This is a genomic window from Donghicola mangrovi (genome assembly GCF_013377535.1).
GTDB lineage: Bacteria > Pseudomonadota > Alphaproteobacteria > Rhodobacterales > Rhodobacteraceae > Donghicola > Donghicola mangrovi.
Genome location: NZ_JABCJE010000005.1, coordinates 160,877 through 176,404, shown reverse-complemented (window position 1 = coordinate 176,404; position 15,528 = coordinate 160,877). Strand labels below are relative to the sequence as shown.

At 61.2% G+C, this 15,528-nt stretch carries 19 protein-coding genes and 2 tRNA genes; 1 reads left to right on the top strand and 20 read right to left on the bottom strand.

The window, feature by feature from the left end; all coding sequences use genetic code 11:
• Position 1: 1 nt before the first annotated feature.
• The 20 genes from HJ536_RS12745 to HJ536_RS12650 form a co-directional block, all read right to left on the bottom strand.
• A complete protein-coding gene (locus HJ536_RS12745; protein ID WP_177157989.1) occupies positions 2-1,558 on the bottom strand; it encodes a di-heme oxidoreductase family protein in 1,557 nt (518 codons plus the stop codon).
• 57 nt (positions 1,559-1,615) lie between these two features.
• Complete coding sequence (locus HJ536_RS12740) at positions 1,616-2,869, bottom strand: imelysin family protein (RefSeq protein ID WP_177157988.1); 1,254 nt, start codon at positions 2,867-2,869, stop codon at positions 1,616-1,618.
• A gap of 154 nt (positions 2,870-3,023) precedes the next feature.
• On the bottom strand, positions 3,024-4,580 hold the full coding sequence (locus HJ536_RS12735; protein ID WP_177157987.1) for an alkaline phosphatase PhoX: 1,557 nt from the start codon (positions 4,578-4,580) through the stop codon (positions 3,024-3,026).
• Between the two features lie 227 nt (positions 4,581-4,807).
• Positions 4,808-4,882 (bottom strand) — tRNA-Phe (locus HJ536_RS12730).
• Between the two features lie 79 nt (positions 4,883-4,961).
• On the bottom strand, positions 4,962-5,144 hold the full coding sequence (locus tag HJ536_RS12725) for a DNA gyrase inhibitor YacG (RefSeq protein WP_176855041.1): 183 nt from the start codon (positions 5,142-5,144) through the stop codon (positions 4,962-4,964).
• Positions 5,145-6,179 (bottom strand): ribonuclease E/G, encoded by a 1,035-nt coding sequence (locus HJ536_RS12720; protein ID WP_177157986.1) that lies wholly within the window; start codon positions 6,177-6,179, stop codon positions 5,145-5,147.
• A 4-nt stretch (positions 6,180-6,183) separates the two neighbouring features.
• Complete coding sequence (locus tag HJ536_RS12715; RefSeq protein WP_176855039.1) at positions 6,184-6,756, bottom strand: Maf family nucleotide pyrophosphatase; 573 nt, start codon at positions 6,754-6,756, stop codon at positions 6,184-6,186.
• A 5-nt stretch (positions 6,757-6,761) separates the two neighbouring features.
• Positions 6,762-6,980: a translation initiation factor IF-1 gene (gene infA / locus HJ536_RS12710; protein ID WP_021097168.1), complete on the bottom strand. Its 219-nt coding sequence runs from the start codon at positions 6,978-6,980 to the stop codon at positions 6,762-6,764.
• Positions 6,981-7,060: 80 nt separating this feature from the next.
• Positions 7,061-7,939 (bottom strand): carbon-nitrogen hydrolase family protein, encoded by an 879-nt coding sequence (locus HJ536_RS12705; RefSeq protein WP_177157985.1) that lies wholly within the window; start codon positions 7,937-7,939, stop codon positions 7,061-7,063.
• Positions 7,940-8,318: 379 nt separating this feature from the next.
• The gene (locus HJ536_RS12700; RefSeq protein WP_177157984.1) at positions 8,319-8,915 is read right to left on the bottom strand and encodes a GNAT family N-acetyltransferase; all 597 of its coding nucleotides are present in this window, start codon (positions 8,913-8,915) and stop codon (positions 8,319-8,321) included.
• Complete coding sequence (locus HJ536_RS12695) at positions 8,912-9,310, bottom strand: ketosteroid isomerase-related protein (protein ID WP_177157983.1); 399 nt, start codon at positions 9,308-9,310, stop codon at positions 8,912-8,914. The genes HJ536_RS12700 and HJ536_RS12695 overlap by 4 nt, the downstream gene beginning before the upstream one ends.
• On the bottom strand, positions 9,311-9,772 hold the full coding sequence (locus HJ536_RS12690) for an arsenate-mycothiol transferase ArsC (RefSeq protein ID WP_176855035.1): 462 nt from the start codon (positions 9,770-9,772) through the stop codon (positions 9,311-9,313).
• Positions 9,773-9,775: 3 nt separating this feature from the next.
• Positions 9,776-10,255 (bottom strand): UPF0262 family protein, encoded by a 480-nt coding sequence (locus HJ536_RS12685; protein WP_176855034.1) that lies wholly within the window; start codon positions 10,253-10,255, stop codon positions 9,776-9,778.
• A gap of 75 nt (positions 10,256-10,330) precedes the next feature.
• Positions 10,331-11,041, bottom strand: coding sequence for an arsenical resistance protein ArsH (gene arsH / locus HJ536_RS12680; protein ID WP_177157982.1), 711 nt, complete (start codon positions 11,039-11,041; stop codon positions 10,331-10,333).
• Positions 11,038-11,448 carry an arsenate reductase (glutaredoxin) gene (gene arsC / locus HJ536_RS12675; protein ID WP_177157981.1) on the bottom strand — a complete coding sequence of 137 codons (411 nt, stop codon included), beginning with the start codon at positions 11,446-11,448 and terminating at the stop codon, positions 11,038-11,040. Before arsC ends, arsH begins: the two co-directional genes overlap by 4 nt.
• Positions 11,449-11,460: 12 nt before the next feature.
• Positions 11,461-12,762 (bottom strand): histidinol dehydrogenase, encoded by a 1,302-nt coding sequence (gene hisD, locus HJ536_RS12670; RefSeq protein ID WP_177157980.1) that lies wholly within the window; start codon positions 12,760-12,762, stop codon positions 11,461-11,463.
• Between the two features lie 61 nt (positions 12,763-12,823).
• Positions 12,824-13,321 (bottom strand): GNAT family N-acetyltransferase, encoded by a 498-nt coding sequence (locus tag HJ536_RS12665; protein WP_177157979.1) that lies wholly within the window; start codon positions 13,319-13,321, stop codon positions 12,824-12,826.
• Entirely contained in the window at positions 13,318-13,782 is a 465-nt protein-coding gene (locus tag HJ536_RS12660; protein ID WP_176855029.1) for a DUF2948 family protein, read from the bottom strand. Before HJ536_RS12660 ends, HJ536_RS12665 begins: the two co-directional genes overlap by 4 nt.
• Positions 13,779-15,047, bottom strand: a complete 1,269-nt coding sequence (murA, locus tag HJ536_RS12655; protein ID WP_176855028.1) for a UDP-N-acetylglucosamine 1-carboxyvinyltransferase — start codon at positions 15,045-15,047, stop codon at positions 13,779-13,781. Before murA ends, HJ536_RS12660 begins: the two co-directional genes overlap by 4 nt.
• Positions 15,047-15,202 carry a hypothetical protein gene (locus HJ536_RS12650; RefSeq protein ID WP_176855027.1) on the bottom strand — a complete coding sequence of 52 codons (156 nt, stop codon included), beginning with the start codon at positions 15,200-15,202 and terminating at the stop codon, positions 15,047-15,049. The genes murA and HJ536_RS12650 overlap by 1 nt, the downstream gene beginning before the upstream one ends.
• 168 nt (positions 15,203-15,370) lie before the next feature.
• Between HJ536_RS12650 and HJ536_RS12645 the strand changes: the two genes are divergently transcribed.
• A tRNA-Thr gene (locus HJ536_RS12645) sits at positions 15,371-15,445 on the top strand.
• The last annotated feature ends 83 nt before the right edge of the window (positions 15,446-15,528 follow it).

Sequence of the window (15,528 nt, the reverse complement as noted above, 5' to 3'; positions counted from 1 at the left end):
GTCACAAGGACTCCAGATATTTTATTAGTGCGTCGCGATCATCAGAGGGCATCTGCCGAACCGTCTCGCGTGCGGCTTCGGCTTCGCCGCCATGCCACAGGATTGCTTCAAGTAAATTACGCGCGCGGCCATCGTGAAGCAAATTCGTATGCCCGCTGACTGTACCCGTCAGCCCAATGCCCCATAGCGGAGCAGTGCGCCATTCCTGACCTGTGGCCTGCCATTCGGGACGGTTGTCGGCAAGCCCCGGCCCCATGTCATGCAGTAACATATCGGTGTAGGGCCAGATCAGCTGAAAGGATTGCTCTGGCTGGTCCGGCAGGCGGTGGGTCACGAACTTGGGCGTGTGGCAGCTGGTGCAGCCGGTGTCGTAGAACAACTCCTTGCCGCGCAGGACCGCTGGGTCGCTGATGTCGCGGCGGGCCGGAACCGCCAGATTGCGCCCATAGAAGGTGACCAGATCCAGCACCAGATCGCCTGCTTCCAGATCGCCTTGCTCGGGCGAGTTGCCATCCGGCGCGGCGAGGCAGGCGGTTTGCGCAGCAGTACATTCGCCCCACCCTTCGGGCAGGAGAGAGGTAGACAACCCCATATCCGCGTGAAAGGCCATCGCGCTTTGTTCGCGCACGGTGGCCGCGCCCGCCTTGAGCCCGAAACGGCCCAGCATGAACTGCCCGAACTCTGCGCTCCAGACCGTGTTGGGGCGGCCCGAAATCCCGTCGCCATCCGCATCATCGGGGTCGGCATGGGCCAGAATATCAGCCTCGGGGATCGCCTCGAGCAGGCCCAGACCGATCATCTGGGGGGCCACGCGGGGGCTGAGCTGCACGCCGGGATGCAAGGGACCGGACTGCAGATCGACCACAGAATAGTCGGGCTGGCGCAGGGTCACCACGGTCCCGTCGCCCAAGGTCACGGGCAGATCGGTATAGGTGATGCGCATCTGGCCTTCGGTCGGGATGCCCGCCACGGATTTGTCCTGCAGTTGCAGGCCATAGGTGGGCTCCGGCGCCGCAGAGAGATAGCTCAGCGTCTCGGCGCTCAGGTCACTGGCATCGGCCGGAATAGACAGGCGCAGAAACATCGAGACGCCCTCGTCCGCCGCATTCTCGGGCGGGTGGCCGCGGCCATCGTTGATGTGGCACTGCTGGCAGGCGCGGGCGTTATAGATCGGCCCCAACCCATCGCTGGATCGGGTCGAGGACGGGGCCGTCACCCAGAATTTCTTGAAGAACCCGTTGCCAAGGATGAAATCCATGTCCCGCTCTTCGGACATGTTGGCCGAGCTTTGCGAGAACGCGCTTTCGCTGTCGTCACCAAACAGGGTGGCCGCGCCTGCGGGGCGGGGCTCGAACGGTTCGGGGGCGGTGAAGTCATCGGTGGGGGCGGTGACCGTGGCCACACGCGCGGCCTCTTCTGCGGTGCGGGGCGCGGTGGTCAGGTGCGGCTCGCCCAAGGGGGCGGCGTGGGCCTGCCCCGCCCCAAGGGCCAGCGACACCACGGCTGCCAGCCCGAAAGAGGAAACATAGATGTCGGCGTGCTGGCGGCGGGTCGTCATGGTACTGGCTTGCACAAAAGGAAAACGGGCGCCGGTTCAGGGCGCCCGATCTAACCGTTACTGGAACACAGCGGATTCGTTATCAAGGCTGTCCGAGCCTTCGACCGTGACCCCTTCGAGGCCGATCACAGCCACGGCGCGTTCGATGTTGCGGGTCTGCGCGACCAGCGCGGCAACCGCACCCATCACCAGAGCCTCGCCTGCGGCGTTGTCTGCGGCCAGCAATTGGTCATAGCTGGTGCCTGCCTCGGCGGTTTTCTTGATCGCGCCGAGGGCCATCATGCTCTCGTCGATATCGCTCAGCAGGTTGGCCGCCAGAGTGGCATCCCGCTCGGCCACGAATTCGTGCAGCGACGGACCCTCGACGACCGAACCGTCGATGCGGACATAGCGGCCGGTGTAGACGTTGCGAATGCCCAGACCATCGTAATAGTGGCTGTTGTGAGTGTTATCCGAGAAGCAGTCCTGCTCTTCTTCGGGGTCGTGCAGCAGCACACCCAGCTTGGTGCGCTCGCCGCCAAGTTCGCCATAGGACAGCGAGCCCAGACCGGTAAACGCAATCTCGAGGCCTGCCGCGCCATCAGCGGTCGCTTCGGTGCGGCCCTGACCGCCTTCGGCCCAGTTGGCGGCCTGATATTCCAGATCGCTAACCAACAGGTCGGTCGCGGCGACCAGATACTGCGCACGGCGATCACAGTTGCCGTTGGTGCAGTTCGCGGTGTCATAATCACTGGCCGGACGGGCACCCGCGCCGTGATCGGTGCCGTTCAGGTCCTGCCCCCAGAGCATGAATTCGATGGCGTGGTAGCCGGTGGCCACGTTCGCCTCGATCCCGTCAACCTCGTGCAGGGTTTCCAGCAGTTCGGGGGTGATGGTGGTGGCATCGATCACAGTGCCCGACACCTCGAGCGAGGGATTGGCAACCACGTTCGACAGGGCAAAGGGGTTCTCGTCATTGCCGCCGAACAGGGGATCAACGTAGTCGATCAGACCCTCGTCCAGAGGCCATGCGTTGACCTTGCCTTCCCAGTCATCGACGGTGGGGTTGCCGAAACGGAAGGCTTCGGTCTGAAGATAGGGAACGCGCGCCTGCAGCCATGCCAACTTGGCGGCGGCCAGATTGGCTTCGGTCGGCTCGGCCACCAGCGCATCCACGGCGACCTTCAGCTCTTTGGCCAGGGTCAGCGCGTCCTCGTAACCGGCTTGGGCCATGTCGGCGTAGTTCTTCATGATCGCATCGGCTTCGACGGCCATTGCGGTGCTGCCTGCGAAAACCAAGGAGCTGGCAAGGAGGGTTGCGCGAAGTGTCATGTCGTTTCCCTTGTAAATAGTACTGTTCGCTGTCGCTTTAGCGCCTGATACCCGATCAAAGAACTCAGGTAAAGGGTTTCTGACTAAATAGGTCGGAAAAAGAAAAAGGGAGGACGAAACCGCCCTCCCCTGATCATTTCTGCGATCCAGTCGATTACGACTGCTGACCTTTGGTCCACAGCCACAGAGCGTTGTTCTCGTGGTTGCCGGTGTCTTCGCCGATCACAACCTGACCGTTGGCACGGACCAGAATGTTGTCGGGGTTCGAGATACCATCAACCGAGCACTGGTTGACCGCTGCGTCTTTGTCGTAGCCGTGGCCAGCAACAACGGGAACCATCTTCGCGACGTTGAACGATGCGTCCAGTTCCATCTCGTAGACTACGCCACACTTGTTTTCAGCAACGTCGATGTCGCCTTCGCCGTCCGACATGGTCTTCGAGACTTCGGACATCGCAACGTACATGAAGGGAACCGAACCGTCTTTGGCCGCTTCGTAGTTGATGTTCACGCCTTCCATTTTACGGAATTCAGCGGTTGCGCCCTTGGCCGCAGCAGCTTTGATCGATTCCAGGAATGCAACGCGGTTGTCGGCAGCTTTGCCTTCGGCCCACTCGGCGACCTGAGCGTCGGTGATGTAGTTGGTCTCACCGGCTTTGTGGTCTTCCAGAGTGATGCCGTCATAGTCGGCAACCCAGCCAGCGATCTCGTCCTGCGAGGCGTGGCCCAGTTCGATCCACTCGACGTCGAACGCGGTGGTGGCAGCTTCTGCGCCCTTGTCGGCCAGCTGGGTCAGCTTGGCTGCGTACAGGGTGCCAACCGACAGATCGCCCTCGGCGTCAGCAACGAACTTGAAGAAGGGCTGACCGGTGCCATCCGAAGTGGTGTAGGCGGTCTTGTTGTCAGGCATGACAACCGAGTTCTCGTGGCTCATGCGGCCCAGCGCGGTGCGCTTGACGGGGGTCGGGGTGCCAGCGGGATCGGTGATCTCGACGATGAAACCGTAGTTGTAGGGGTTGGGGTAGTGACCCAGATACGAAGCCAGCATCTTGTTGTCTTCGATTTCTTTGTACTCGGGGTCGTTCCACTCGGCGGTTTCGTCGAAGTACAGCTCTTCCGAGGTCAGCGGGGTGCCCCAGGGCGAAACGGTGCCAAAGCAGTTGACCCAAGTGCCGCCAACTTTGGAGAAGTCTACCATCTCGATGTCGCCAACCGACCACTCGCCGTTTTCAGCGCGGGTCACAGCAGCGCGCGACATGCCACCGGGACGGTTTTCCCAGTTGGTGAACAGGAAGCCTGCGTTGTCTGCTGTGGGGATGAAACCGTTGAAGTCGGGGTCGTTCGAGATCATCAGCTCTTCGCCGGCAACCGACTTGATGATGCCTGCAACGCCCTTGTCGCCTTCCTGGATCAGAACCTGATAGTCACCCAGCGAGGTTACGACCGACGATTTGGTTTCTTCGTCTGCGGGAACGGCCGAAACGCCAGCTTCCCAGTTCACGTTCGAAACGACGCCAACGGTGGCTTTGTTGAACTTGCCGTTCAGCGCGTCCGAGGGGTGCTGGACGTTGAAGAACAGGTCGGTGCCATGCTGGAACAGGCCGGTGATTTCACCATCCAGCGGGACGGTTGCAATACGGGTCAGACCTTCGGCCTGAGCGGCAGAGGTCATCGCAGTGGCTGCCAGAAGGACGGCAATCGTCTTTTTCATGGGTCGCTCCTAAAAACTATTACAGAACACGCCTCCGAAACCGGAGCGGGTTGAGATATCGGCTACCAATGTGATGTGACGGTTGTGTCGCTGGCGCGTGAAAGATTTGTAACGCCATAGGTGCAGTTGCAAATCCGAAAAGCGCGGGAATTCGTTGACCCCGAAAACAAAAAGACGGCGAGCCATCAAGGCATCGCCGTTTCTTTTCAGTCACTTACCGGAGGAAGTGGTGCCCGGGGGCGGAATCGAACCACCGACACGAGGATTTTCAATCCACTGCTCTACCCCTGAGCTACCCGGGCTGGGTGAGCGCTGCTGCGCTCGGGTGAGGGACGTATTAGGCGTAGTTCTCGGGAGTGTCCAGACCCCAAAATGAAAAAATCAGTGGGGTCGTGAATTTTTTTTATCAAGTTCCTCAAGGACCTGTTCGGCATCCTCGGGATCATTGGAAGGAACGGCATAAGAGCCGCTCATCCACTTGGCCAGATCAACGTCCGCACAGCGCTTGGAGCAGAACGGACGGTATTTCGGGTCGGTCTCGCCGTCACAAATCGGGCAGGCCATTTATACCCCCTTGGGCAAGGTTTCTTTCAGCGAACGGCGCTCGCGTTTGCGCTGCAGTTCGAAATGGCCCAGCGTGGTCCACCCCAGAAGGGCGGTGTCGATCCCGTCGGCTTTGAACGCAGCGCGCAGGCTGGTTTCAAAAGTGCGGCGCTCTTTCTTGGGCATGGGGGCAAGGTCCAGAACGATCTGACCACCCAAACCGCGCAGACGCAGGGCGCGGGGAATCGCGCGGGCCGCGGCAAAGTTCACCTTGGTTCCCGCCGCATGAGAACTGTCGCCACCGGTGTTCACGTCGATCGCCACCAGTGCGCGAGTGGGTTCGACATACATAAAGCCGCCGCCCTCGAGGTTCACACGGGCCGAGGACAGTTCATCGATCGCGTCCAGCACGCCGTTGCCTTCGAAGCTGCCTGCCTCGGAATCAATGGTCGCGGGCTGGAACCACTCGCGCCATGCCAGCAGGTGGGGGCCGTCGCCCTCGACCAGCTTCTCGGGCTCTTTGCCTTGGGCATCGGCTAGAACGGCGTTCGCCATATCCAGCATCGCGGCGATATCTTCGGCGATCTCGTCATCATCTGCCTCGGCGCAAGCCGAACGCATGATCAGGCCGAACTCGCTGCCCTGCATTTCCGCCTTGGCGATACCGTGCAGGATGTCACGGCGGTCGTCATCGTGAATCGAGCGGCTGATATTCAGGCCGGGCTTATCGGGGGTGATGATCGCGTAACGGCTTTTGAACAGCACGTCCGTGGTCACGGGAATCGCCTTGCCGTCCTCGGAATAGCCGGTGACCTGCACCAGAACCGCATCGCCGGGGGCCATGCCCTTGGTCTGACGCAAGAAGCAGTTGCCATCGGGGGTCGACAGGAACATGCCCCCCTGCCCTTTCATCGGGCGGTCGGCAATGGCGCGATAGATGGTGCCCGGACGCGGTGCATCGCTGTCGATCAGAAGGTCCTCGAGCTTGCCATCCACCATAAGCGCAGCAGCCTCGACCTCTCCGATGTGGTCCAGGGCAATCAGACGACCTTTCATGTCTTTATTCTCCGTAAAGAGGGTATCCTGCGGCCTGAAGCAGGTTCGCGGTTTCTGCCAGGGGCAAACCGACCACCGCAGTAAATGATCCGTTGATCCACGGGATGAACGCGCCAGCCGCGCCCTGAATCCCGTATGCGCCTGCCTTGCCTTGCCAATCGCCCGAAGCGAGATAGGCATTCAGTTCGTTGTCCGACAAGCGTTTCATCATCACCTGAGTGACGACCGACTTTTCCCAGATCCGTTCGCCGCGCCGTACGGCCACAGCCGTAATCACGCGGTGACGGCGACCGGACAGCGCCACCAGAAAGGCGGCGGCTTCCTTTTCATCCTCGGGTTTACCAAGGATGCGGCGCCCCAGCGCCACGGTCGTATCTGCGGATATAATAATGTCGTCCGCATCGGCGGGGACGGCCAGTGCCTTTTCCCGGGCCATGCGTTCGCAATAGGGGCGGGGCTGCTCGCCCCGCGCCGGAGTTTCATCGATATCCGGCGACCGGATATCATCGGCCACAACACCCATTTGTGCCAGCAGCTCCCGACGACGCGGGCTGCCAGAGCCGAGGATCAGAGCCACTTCGATTACTTGAAGCGGTAGTTGATCCGACCCTTGGTCAGATCGTAGGGGGTCATTTCCACCTGAACGCGGTCGCCAGCCAGAACGCGGATGCGGTTCTTGCGCATCTTGCCTGCCGTGTGTGCGATGATCTCATGGCCGTTCTCAAGCTCGACCCGGAATGTCGCATTAGGCAGGAGTTCCTTCACGACGCCGGGAAATTCGAGCAATTCTTCCTTGGCCATGTTCACTCCATCATAATTCTCGCCCGCATATAGGGCGCGCCACTAGATGGGCCGATTATAGCAGATTTTCAAGGATAAAGTCAGAAAGGTGCAATTTCTGCCGCAGAAACTCTCGGCAGTTGCTCGTCCCAGTGGGACAAATTCAGCACCGCGCCGTTTTTGCGGACCTCTGCGATCTGGTCAAAGTCGACCTCGGCATAGGTCCAGCCCGGCTGGTTAAGCACACCTTCGGCCAGAACGCCGGTCGCGTCAAACCCTTTATCCGGTGGACAGAACACCCCGCCCCGACCCACATTCAGGTCCACGGCCTCGCACCACGGGGCCTCTCCGACGTTAGAGGCCATGACGGTCACGCACTGGCATTCCAGCGCGCGGGCCATCGCCCCGATCCGCACGCGGCTATAGCCGGCCAGCGCCTCGGTCGCCGAAGGAACCAGGATCGCCTCGCATCCCGCGTCGACCAGAGCCCGCGCCAGAAGCGGGAATTCCGAATCATAACAGATCAGGATGCCGATTTTCCCGAAGCGCGTGTCGAACACCTTGAGCGGGCCACCACCGGTGATGCTCCAGTCCTCGCGCTCGAAGCGGGTCATGATCTGTTTGTCCTGCCAATCCATCTGACCCGCGGGATTAAAAAACCGTGCGCGGTTCACCACCAAGTCCCCCTCGGGCACGGGCGCACTGGCTGCCAGAATGTAAGCGCCTGTATCCTTGGCCAATTGCGCGTGCAGGACGTCAGCCTCGGCGACGCGGTCGGACACGGCGCGGATCGATCCCGCCAGATCGCCCGCCTGCTCGGCCCCTGCCAGGGACGCCAGTTCCATCGCGCCGTATTCCGGAAACACCATCATCTGCGCGCCATTTTCGGCGGCGTCGTGAACCCAGCGCGTGACCTTGTCCGCATAGCTGGCCCAGTTGTTGTGCCAATCGATCGGATAGGCCGCTGTTGCAACTTTCATCTTATGATCCTCTACCGGCTTGGCACGTCACATTCAGAAATCGCATTGGATGCCCACAAGTGTCTGACCATTCGATCAAAAGTCTATCCGACCAACAAAAGGCAGCCGGATTCTGCACGCTTGGGCCCATGATATTTCTGCAAAGCACCTGTATATCTAAGTTACTCGATCGCAATCGAGAGAGGGGCGCCAGCGGCGCCACTGGTCGGAAGTATCTTTTTCCGAGTGACCGTTTTCAACCCGTCCACGCGAATGAAGTTGTTCCCATTGGGTTCGGTTTGCGAGTGACGGTAAAGAGTATCAACGGTCAGTAAAACAGTATGAGTGGCCCGCAAGGAGCGCTTCACCCTATCCCCCAACCCCCTGGCCCCCTCGCCTATTATTCTACCGTCAAGTCGCGCAGCCAAAACTGCAGCGGCTTTTTGGTTTCTTCGGCCTCGCCCACGTCTTTCCAATTGAAATGGGCAATCACCCCCTCCAGCGGAGCGTAGCCGCGCTTGCGCCAGAACGGGTCCAGCGGGGCATAGTCCGAAGGCCGCATCGGGTGATCCGCCGGACGCTGCACACTGCAAAACGCGGTGTAACGCGCGCCAAGGCTGCGGGCGTGCTGTTCCCTCAGATCAAAGAACCGATGCCCTGCCCCCTGCCCGCGATAGTCCGGCAGCAGAACGGATTCGGCGCAGTAAAAGATATCGGCCAAGTCATAACCCGAGCCATCAAAGGCGCTGGCGAAATCCTCGGCGTGGTCGGTCATCGGGGTGCCTGTGGCCGCCCCGACCAGACGGTCGCCATCGAAGGCCCCGACCAGAACGGTTTTGTCGCTGTCCTTGTAGACCTGCAGGTATTCCCGTTCATAGTCGAGCGAGCCATCGTACAGATAGGGCCACGCGCGAAACACGGTTATCCGCAGACGCGCCACATCATCCAATGCAGCGCGCAGGGCCTCCCCCTTCAGGGTTTCGACCCGAAGGCTCATTGGACCTGCCGGATCCAGTCGGCCAGATTGTAATAGGTGACCACGCGGGTGATCTTGCCATCAGCAAGGCTAAAGAACGTCCCCGCAGGTAGGCGATAGGTCTGGCCGCGCGCTTCGGGCAGGCCTTCGTCTGTGGTCAGATAGGTGCCGTTCACGATGAATTCCGCCGCCGCGCGGGTGCCATTTTCGGCCTCGAACAGGACCATGTCGGTCAGATTCTCTTTGTAGCAGCGGGTCATGTGCGCGTTGAACTCGGCGAACTTTTCCTTGCCGACGCGGATGTTGCCCTCGTTGACGTGGTGGGCCACGTCATCGGACAGACAGTCCAGCATCCCATCGGTGTCGCCTGCATTAAACGCGTCGTAATAACGACGAAGTACTTCAATCGCGCTCATTTATTCCTCGGTCTCTGGCGGCCCGAACGCATCGGTCAACCGCTGGGTAATCTGGTCACGAGCCGCCCTGTACTGAACCAGCTTCGCCTCCCGAGTTTCACCCAATCCTGTCGGATCCAAGATAGGCCAATAGTCTACGTCGAGATGGAAGTACCGGGTCAGCTCCAACGCGCGCCGCTGGCTGGCCGGCGACAACGCAATGATCAGGTCATAGGACGAAATATCATCGCCCCATTGCTCCATCTCATCGAAGCTGCGGGATCGGTGCCGGTCCAACTCGACCCCGACCTCCTTGCAGACAGAAACGGCAAACCCGTCGATCTCCATGTCGTTCTTTACGCCGACAGATTGGACATAGCATTGCTGACCATAGAGCTTCTTCATCAAGCCCTCGGCCATGGGGGAACGCACCGCGTTGTGATCGCAGCAGAACAAGACCGACTGAGGCAAGTCGCGCGTCAAGAATTACCCTCCGAAGTGCAGAACGCAGATCAGGGTGAACAGACGCCGCGCGGTGTCGATATCCAGCTCGGCTTTGCCTTCCAGCCGCTCTTGCAGGATACGCGCGCCTTCGTTGTGGATGCCGCGACGGGCCATATCGATTGCCTCGATCTGGCTGGGGGGCATCTTCTTCACCGCGTCAAAGTAGCTGGCGCAGATCTGGAAGTAGTCTTTGACCACCTGACGGAACGGTCCAAGAGACAGGTGGAATTCGGCGGCCTTTTCGCCGCCTTCGGTGTTCAGATCGAACACCAGACGCTTGTCGCGGATCGACAGGTCCAGATGGTAGGGGCCATCGGGCGCAGGGCGGTCATCGCGTTGGGGCAGGATGAGGCTGTTATCCTCGAGCAGATCGAACATGGCCACACGGCGTTCTTGCTCGATCTCGGGGGTCGGCGGCGGGAGGGCGCTGTCGTCCAGAGTGATGTTTGTAATACGGGACATGAGGGGGCACTAACGATTACTTTGTTGCACAAGTAATTTTAGTGACACCCTCGAAAGGCGCAAGCGCAATACGAATTATAGTGCCTTCTGATTAACCCGCTTCGAAAGTTCCTCGGCGGTTTCGACCCGTTCGCTGTAGCGATCCAGCAAATAGCTGTTCAAATCGCGGGTCAGCCAGGTGAATTTCACCAGCTCTTCCATCACATCCACCACGCGGTTGTAATAGGGGCTGGCCAGCATCCGGCCGACTTCGTCGAACTCGTTAAAGGCTTTGGCAACGCTGCTCTGGTTGGGGATGGTCAGCATCCGCATCCAGCGACCCAGAACGCGCATCTGGTTGACAGTGTTGAAACTTTGGCTGCCGCCGCAGACCTGCAGCAGGGCCAGCGTTTTGCCTTGGGTCGGGCGCACGCCGCCCAAAGCCAGCGGTATCCAGTCGATCTGGGCCTTCATCACGGCGGTCATCGCGCCGTGGCGTTCGGGGCTGGACCAGACCATGCCCTCGGCCCATTGGGCCAGTTCGCGCAGTTCGACAACCTTGGGGTGGCTAGCCTCTTCGGCGTCCGGCAGGGGCAGACCCTTGGGGTCAAAGAACCGCACCTCGGCGCCATAGCGCGTCAGCAGGCGGGCGGCCTCTTCGGCCAGAAGGCGAGAGTAAGAGCGTTCACGCAGCGATCCGTACAGGATCAGGATTCGCGGGGCGTGGGTACTGCGCTCGACGTTGAACAGTCGTTCGAAATCCACCGCCTGAAACAGCGAGTCATCAATATTCGGCGTATCCGTCACAGGGCGTTCCCTTTTTCATCGACCAGAACCTTGCCCGATCCGTCCAGAATCGGCCCTTGCACGGGCTGTGCCAAGAGCGGCAGCAGATTCGACATCGGACGGCATAACGCTGTCCCTTTCGGAGAGGTCACGATGGGTCTTTCGACCAGAATGGGGTGCTGGACCATCGCATCAAGGATTTGCCCCTCGTCCGCGTCTGCCAGACCCAGTTCCTTGGCCACGGTTTCGCCCTTGCGCAGGGCATCGCGGGCGGTGATCCCGGCCTGTGCGAACAGGGCAACCAGCTGGTCACGGGTCCAGCCGGTTTTCAGGTATTCGACCACCTCGGGGGCTTCGCCCGCTGCGGTCAGGATCGTCAGCGCGTTGCGCGATTTGCTGCAGCGGGGGTTGTGGTAGATGGTCGTCATGGCCCTGCCCTCTTAGTCGTTCAGCGACTTCAGACGCGCAGTCACGGACAGGCCGTGGGACTGAAGGCTTTCGGATTTCGCCAGCACTTCGGCAGCGGGGCCGATGGCGCGCAGGGCGGCGGGGGTCATCTTGGCCAGCGTGGTGCGCTTGACGAAATCCATCACCGACAGGCCAGAGCTGAAACGGGCAGACCGCGCGGTGGGCAGAACGTGGTTGGGGCCGCCCACATAGTCGCCGATCGCCTCGGGCGTCCAAGCCCCAAGGAAGATCGCGCCCGCATGGGTAATCTTTTCCGATAGCGCGTCAGGATCGGCCACGCACAGTTCCAGATGTTCAGGCGCGATGCGGTCGGACAGCGCCGCAGCCTGATCCAGATTGTCCACCAGAATGACCGCGCCGAAATCACGCCAGCTGGCACCGGCAATCGCGCGGCGCTCCAGCGTTTCCAGATAGGCCTCGACCGAGGCGCAGACATCACGGGCAAACGCTTCGCTGTCGGTGATCAGGATGGACTGCGCGCTTTCGTCGTGCTCGGCTTGGCTAAGGAGGTCCAGCGCGATCCAGTCGGGGTTGTTGTCCTGATCCGCGATCACCAGAATTTCCGAGGGGCCCGCGATCATGTCGATACCGACCTTGCCGAACACACGGCGCTTGGCCGCCGCGACAAAGGCGTTGCCGGGGCCGGTGATCTTGTCCACGGGCTTGATGGTGTCGGTGCCATAGGCCAGCGCGGCCACGGCCTGCGCGCCGCCCACGCGGTAGACTTCGTCCACACCGGCCAGACGGGCGGCCAGCAGAACCAGCGGGTTCGCAATACCATCGGGGGTCGGCACCGTGATCGCCAGACGTTTGACGCCAGCCACCTTGGCGGGAATCGCGTTCATCAGCACCGAGCTGGGATAGGACGCCAAGCCACCGGGCACATAGAGGCCCGCCGCAGACACAGCCGTCCAACGCCAGCCCAGTTCTGCGCCGCTCTCATCAATCCAACGCTGGTCTTCGGGCATCTGGCGTTCGTGATAGGCGCGGATACGGGCCGCAGCCAGTTCCAGCGCCTCGCGTTCCTCGGCGGGGACTTGGGCGATCAGGGCGTCCATCTCGGCCTCGCTGAACGCCAGCTGATCCGCGCTCAGGTCCATGCGGTCGAATTTTGCGGTGTATTCCAGCAGAGCCTCGTCGCCGCGCGCCCGCACGTCCGCGATGATTTCCGCCACGATATGATCCACATCGGGGCTGTCCTCGCGCTTGGCACCGAGCAGCGCGGTGAACTGGTCTTCGAAATCGGCGTCACGGGTGGACAGGAATACGGGCATGGACTGCGGCTCCTAATATTACGGGCGCAGACATAGACCGCAGGGGCGCAGTGCTCAAGAACTACGTCTGTTCATCCAGCATCAGCGCCATCAGCAGATCGTCGCACGGCTGCCCGTCGATGATGACCGAGCGCGGGCGGCATCCGAACCGCCGAAAGCCCAGACTTTCATACAGTCGAATAGCCGCGTGGTTCTCGGACCAGACCGTCAGTTCCAGCTGCAAGAATCCCTTCTGGCGGGCGTGGTCGATCATCGCTTGGCACAAGGCACGGCCGAAACCGCGCCCCTGCATCGTGGACCGCACGTAAAAGGGGCCGAAATCCGCCAGATGCTTTTGCCGCGCCAAGGTGAACCCCTGCAGGCACGCATAGCCGACCAATTCCCCCTGATCGAAAGCCCCCCAGAACTGGCCTGCCGCCAGCCCCGGCTCAAAGCGCGAGGGATCTAGCGCCCGCCCTTCGTCGGCCGAGCGCAGGAAGGCAAAGGGAAACGCCTCGAGCCCCTCAAGCCAGAGGTCAAACAGGGCCTGAGCCTCGGCGACCTCCAGTTGGCGGATCATGCGCCGTGATCCGGCACTTTGCCCGAGGGGGCGTAATAGGGACGGGTCACGTCGCGCAGGTTCGCCTCGATCGCCTCGACCGTCAGGCGCAGGGCGCCATCGCCTGCAAAATGCAGGGTGATATGGCCGCTGGGGGCCTCGGTTTCGGTGAACTCGACGGACAGCAGCGACAGAACGGTGTCCTTGTCGCTGCGGTCGATCCCTTGGGACGACACGGCGCGCACGGTTTCAAAGGCCAGCACCGACTGCACACGCTCGGGGCGGGGGGCGGACTTGTCCTCCCAGCGAAAGCGGTTCAGCAGCAGGGCAAAGCGCCCTGCCCCGCGGTCGAACTTCATCTCGGCGGCGGGCAGGACCGAATCCTGCACCAGCGCCGAGATCACGCTCAGGTCATCGGCATCCATCGCCCCGAGGTTAACGGGCTTGGGACCGGCATCTTCGAAACGGGCGTCCTGTGTCACTCTTCCTTGACCCTTTCGATCTTGGCGCCGCAGGCACCCAGCTTGGTCTCGACGCTCTCGTAACCGCGGTCGAGGTGATAGACGCGGTTCACGCGGGTCTCTCCTTCGGCGGCCAGACCGGCCAGAATCAGCGAAACCGAGGCCCGCAGGTCGGTCGCCATAACGGGCGCGCCGCGCAGACGTTCAACGCCGGTCACTTTGGCGGTGCCGCCGTGCACTTCGATATTCGCGCCCATACGGGTCAGTTCCGGGGCGTGCATGAAGCGATTCTCGAAGATCTTCTCTTCCAGCACGCAAGAGCCGTTGGCGGTACACATCATCGCCATGAACTGCGCCTGAAGGTCGGTCGGGAAGCCGGGATAGGGCTCGGTGGTCACGTCCACGGCATCCACACGGCCATTCTTGCGCGAAACCTTCACGCCGTTCTCGGTGGCAGTGACCGAAACGCCAGCCGCCTCGAGCTTTTCAACGAACGCCCCCAGCAGGTCGATGGAGCCGCCGACAACCTCGACCTCGCCGCCTGCGATGGCAGGGGCCAGCATATAGGTGCCCATCTCGATACGGTCCGCGACAACCTGATGGGTCGCGCCATGCAGACGGTCCACGCCCTGAATTTCGATGCGGCTGGTGCCTTCGCCCTCGATCTGAGCACCCATCGCGCGGAGCAGTTTCGCCAGATCGACGATCTCGGGCTCGCGTGCGGCGTTGTTCAGGACGGTGGTGCCTTTGGCCAGAGTCGCGGCCATCAGGGCGTTCTCGGTTGCACCGACCGAAGCAAAGCGGAAATCGACGATCCCGCCCTTGAGGCCACCCAGCGCCTTGGCGTGGACATAGCCATCCTTCAGCTCTAGCTCTGCGCCCATCGCTTCCAGAGCGGTCAGGTGCAGGTCAACGGGGCGCGCACCAATGGCGCAGCCGCCGGGCAGCGACACGATCGCGTGGCCTTCGCGGGCCAGCATCGGGCCCAACACCAGAATCGACGCGCGCATTTTGCGGACGATGTCATAGTCGGCCTTGTGGTTGTCGATCCCGTGGGACGACATCGCCAGCACGCGGCCTTCGTTCAGGCCCTGAACTTCGGCACCCAGCGATTGCAGCAGGGTGGTCATGGTGCGGATGTCCGACAGACGCGGCGCGTTGGTCAGGGTCAGCGGCTCGTCGGACAGCAGAGTCGCGGGCATCAGCGTCAGACAGGCATTCTTTGCGCCGGCAATCGGGATCTGGCCGCGCAGTTCAGTGCCGCCTTGTACGATGATCGAATCCATTAACTCTCTTCCTTATCCTGCTCGGATGAATCTTTTCGGGCCTTTGCCTGAGCCTTGCGCTTGGCCATGTTCGCCTTCAGCGCAGCCTTGAGCCGATCCTCGCGGCTAGGATCCTTGTATTTCTTGGGGTTCTGGGGCTCGGAATCTTTTTTCATGGCCTGTTCCTACAGCTAGATGAAAAAACCGTCCAGATTGCGCTTGCACACCCTGAATTTTGTTATTAGAAGCCCCCTCACCGAAAGGGCGCTGACACAGCGACACGGCAGACGGATCGGAAACGAACCAGCTAAGTCACTGATCAGACAGACCTTTCAGCACAGGATGCTGCAGTAGCTCAGTGGTAGAGCACTCCCTTGGTAAGGGAGAGGTCGGGAGTTCAATCCTCCCCTGCAGCACCATCTAACTTCCCCAGATCGCTAGAAAATCTGCCTTAGCCAAGTGCTGTGCATTTGCCGTTTTGGTTCCGTGCCTTTCTGCGCCG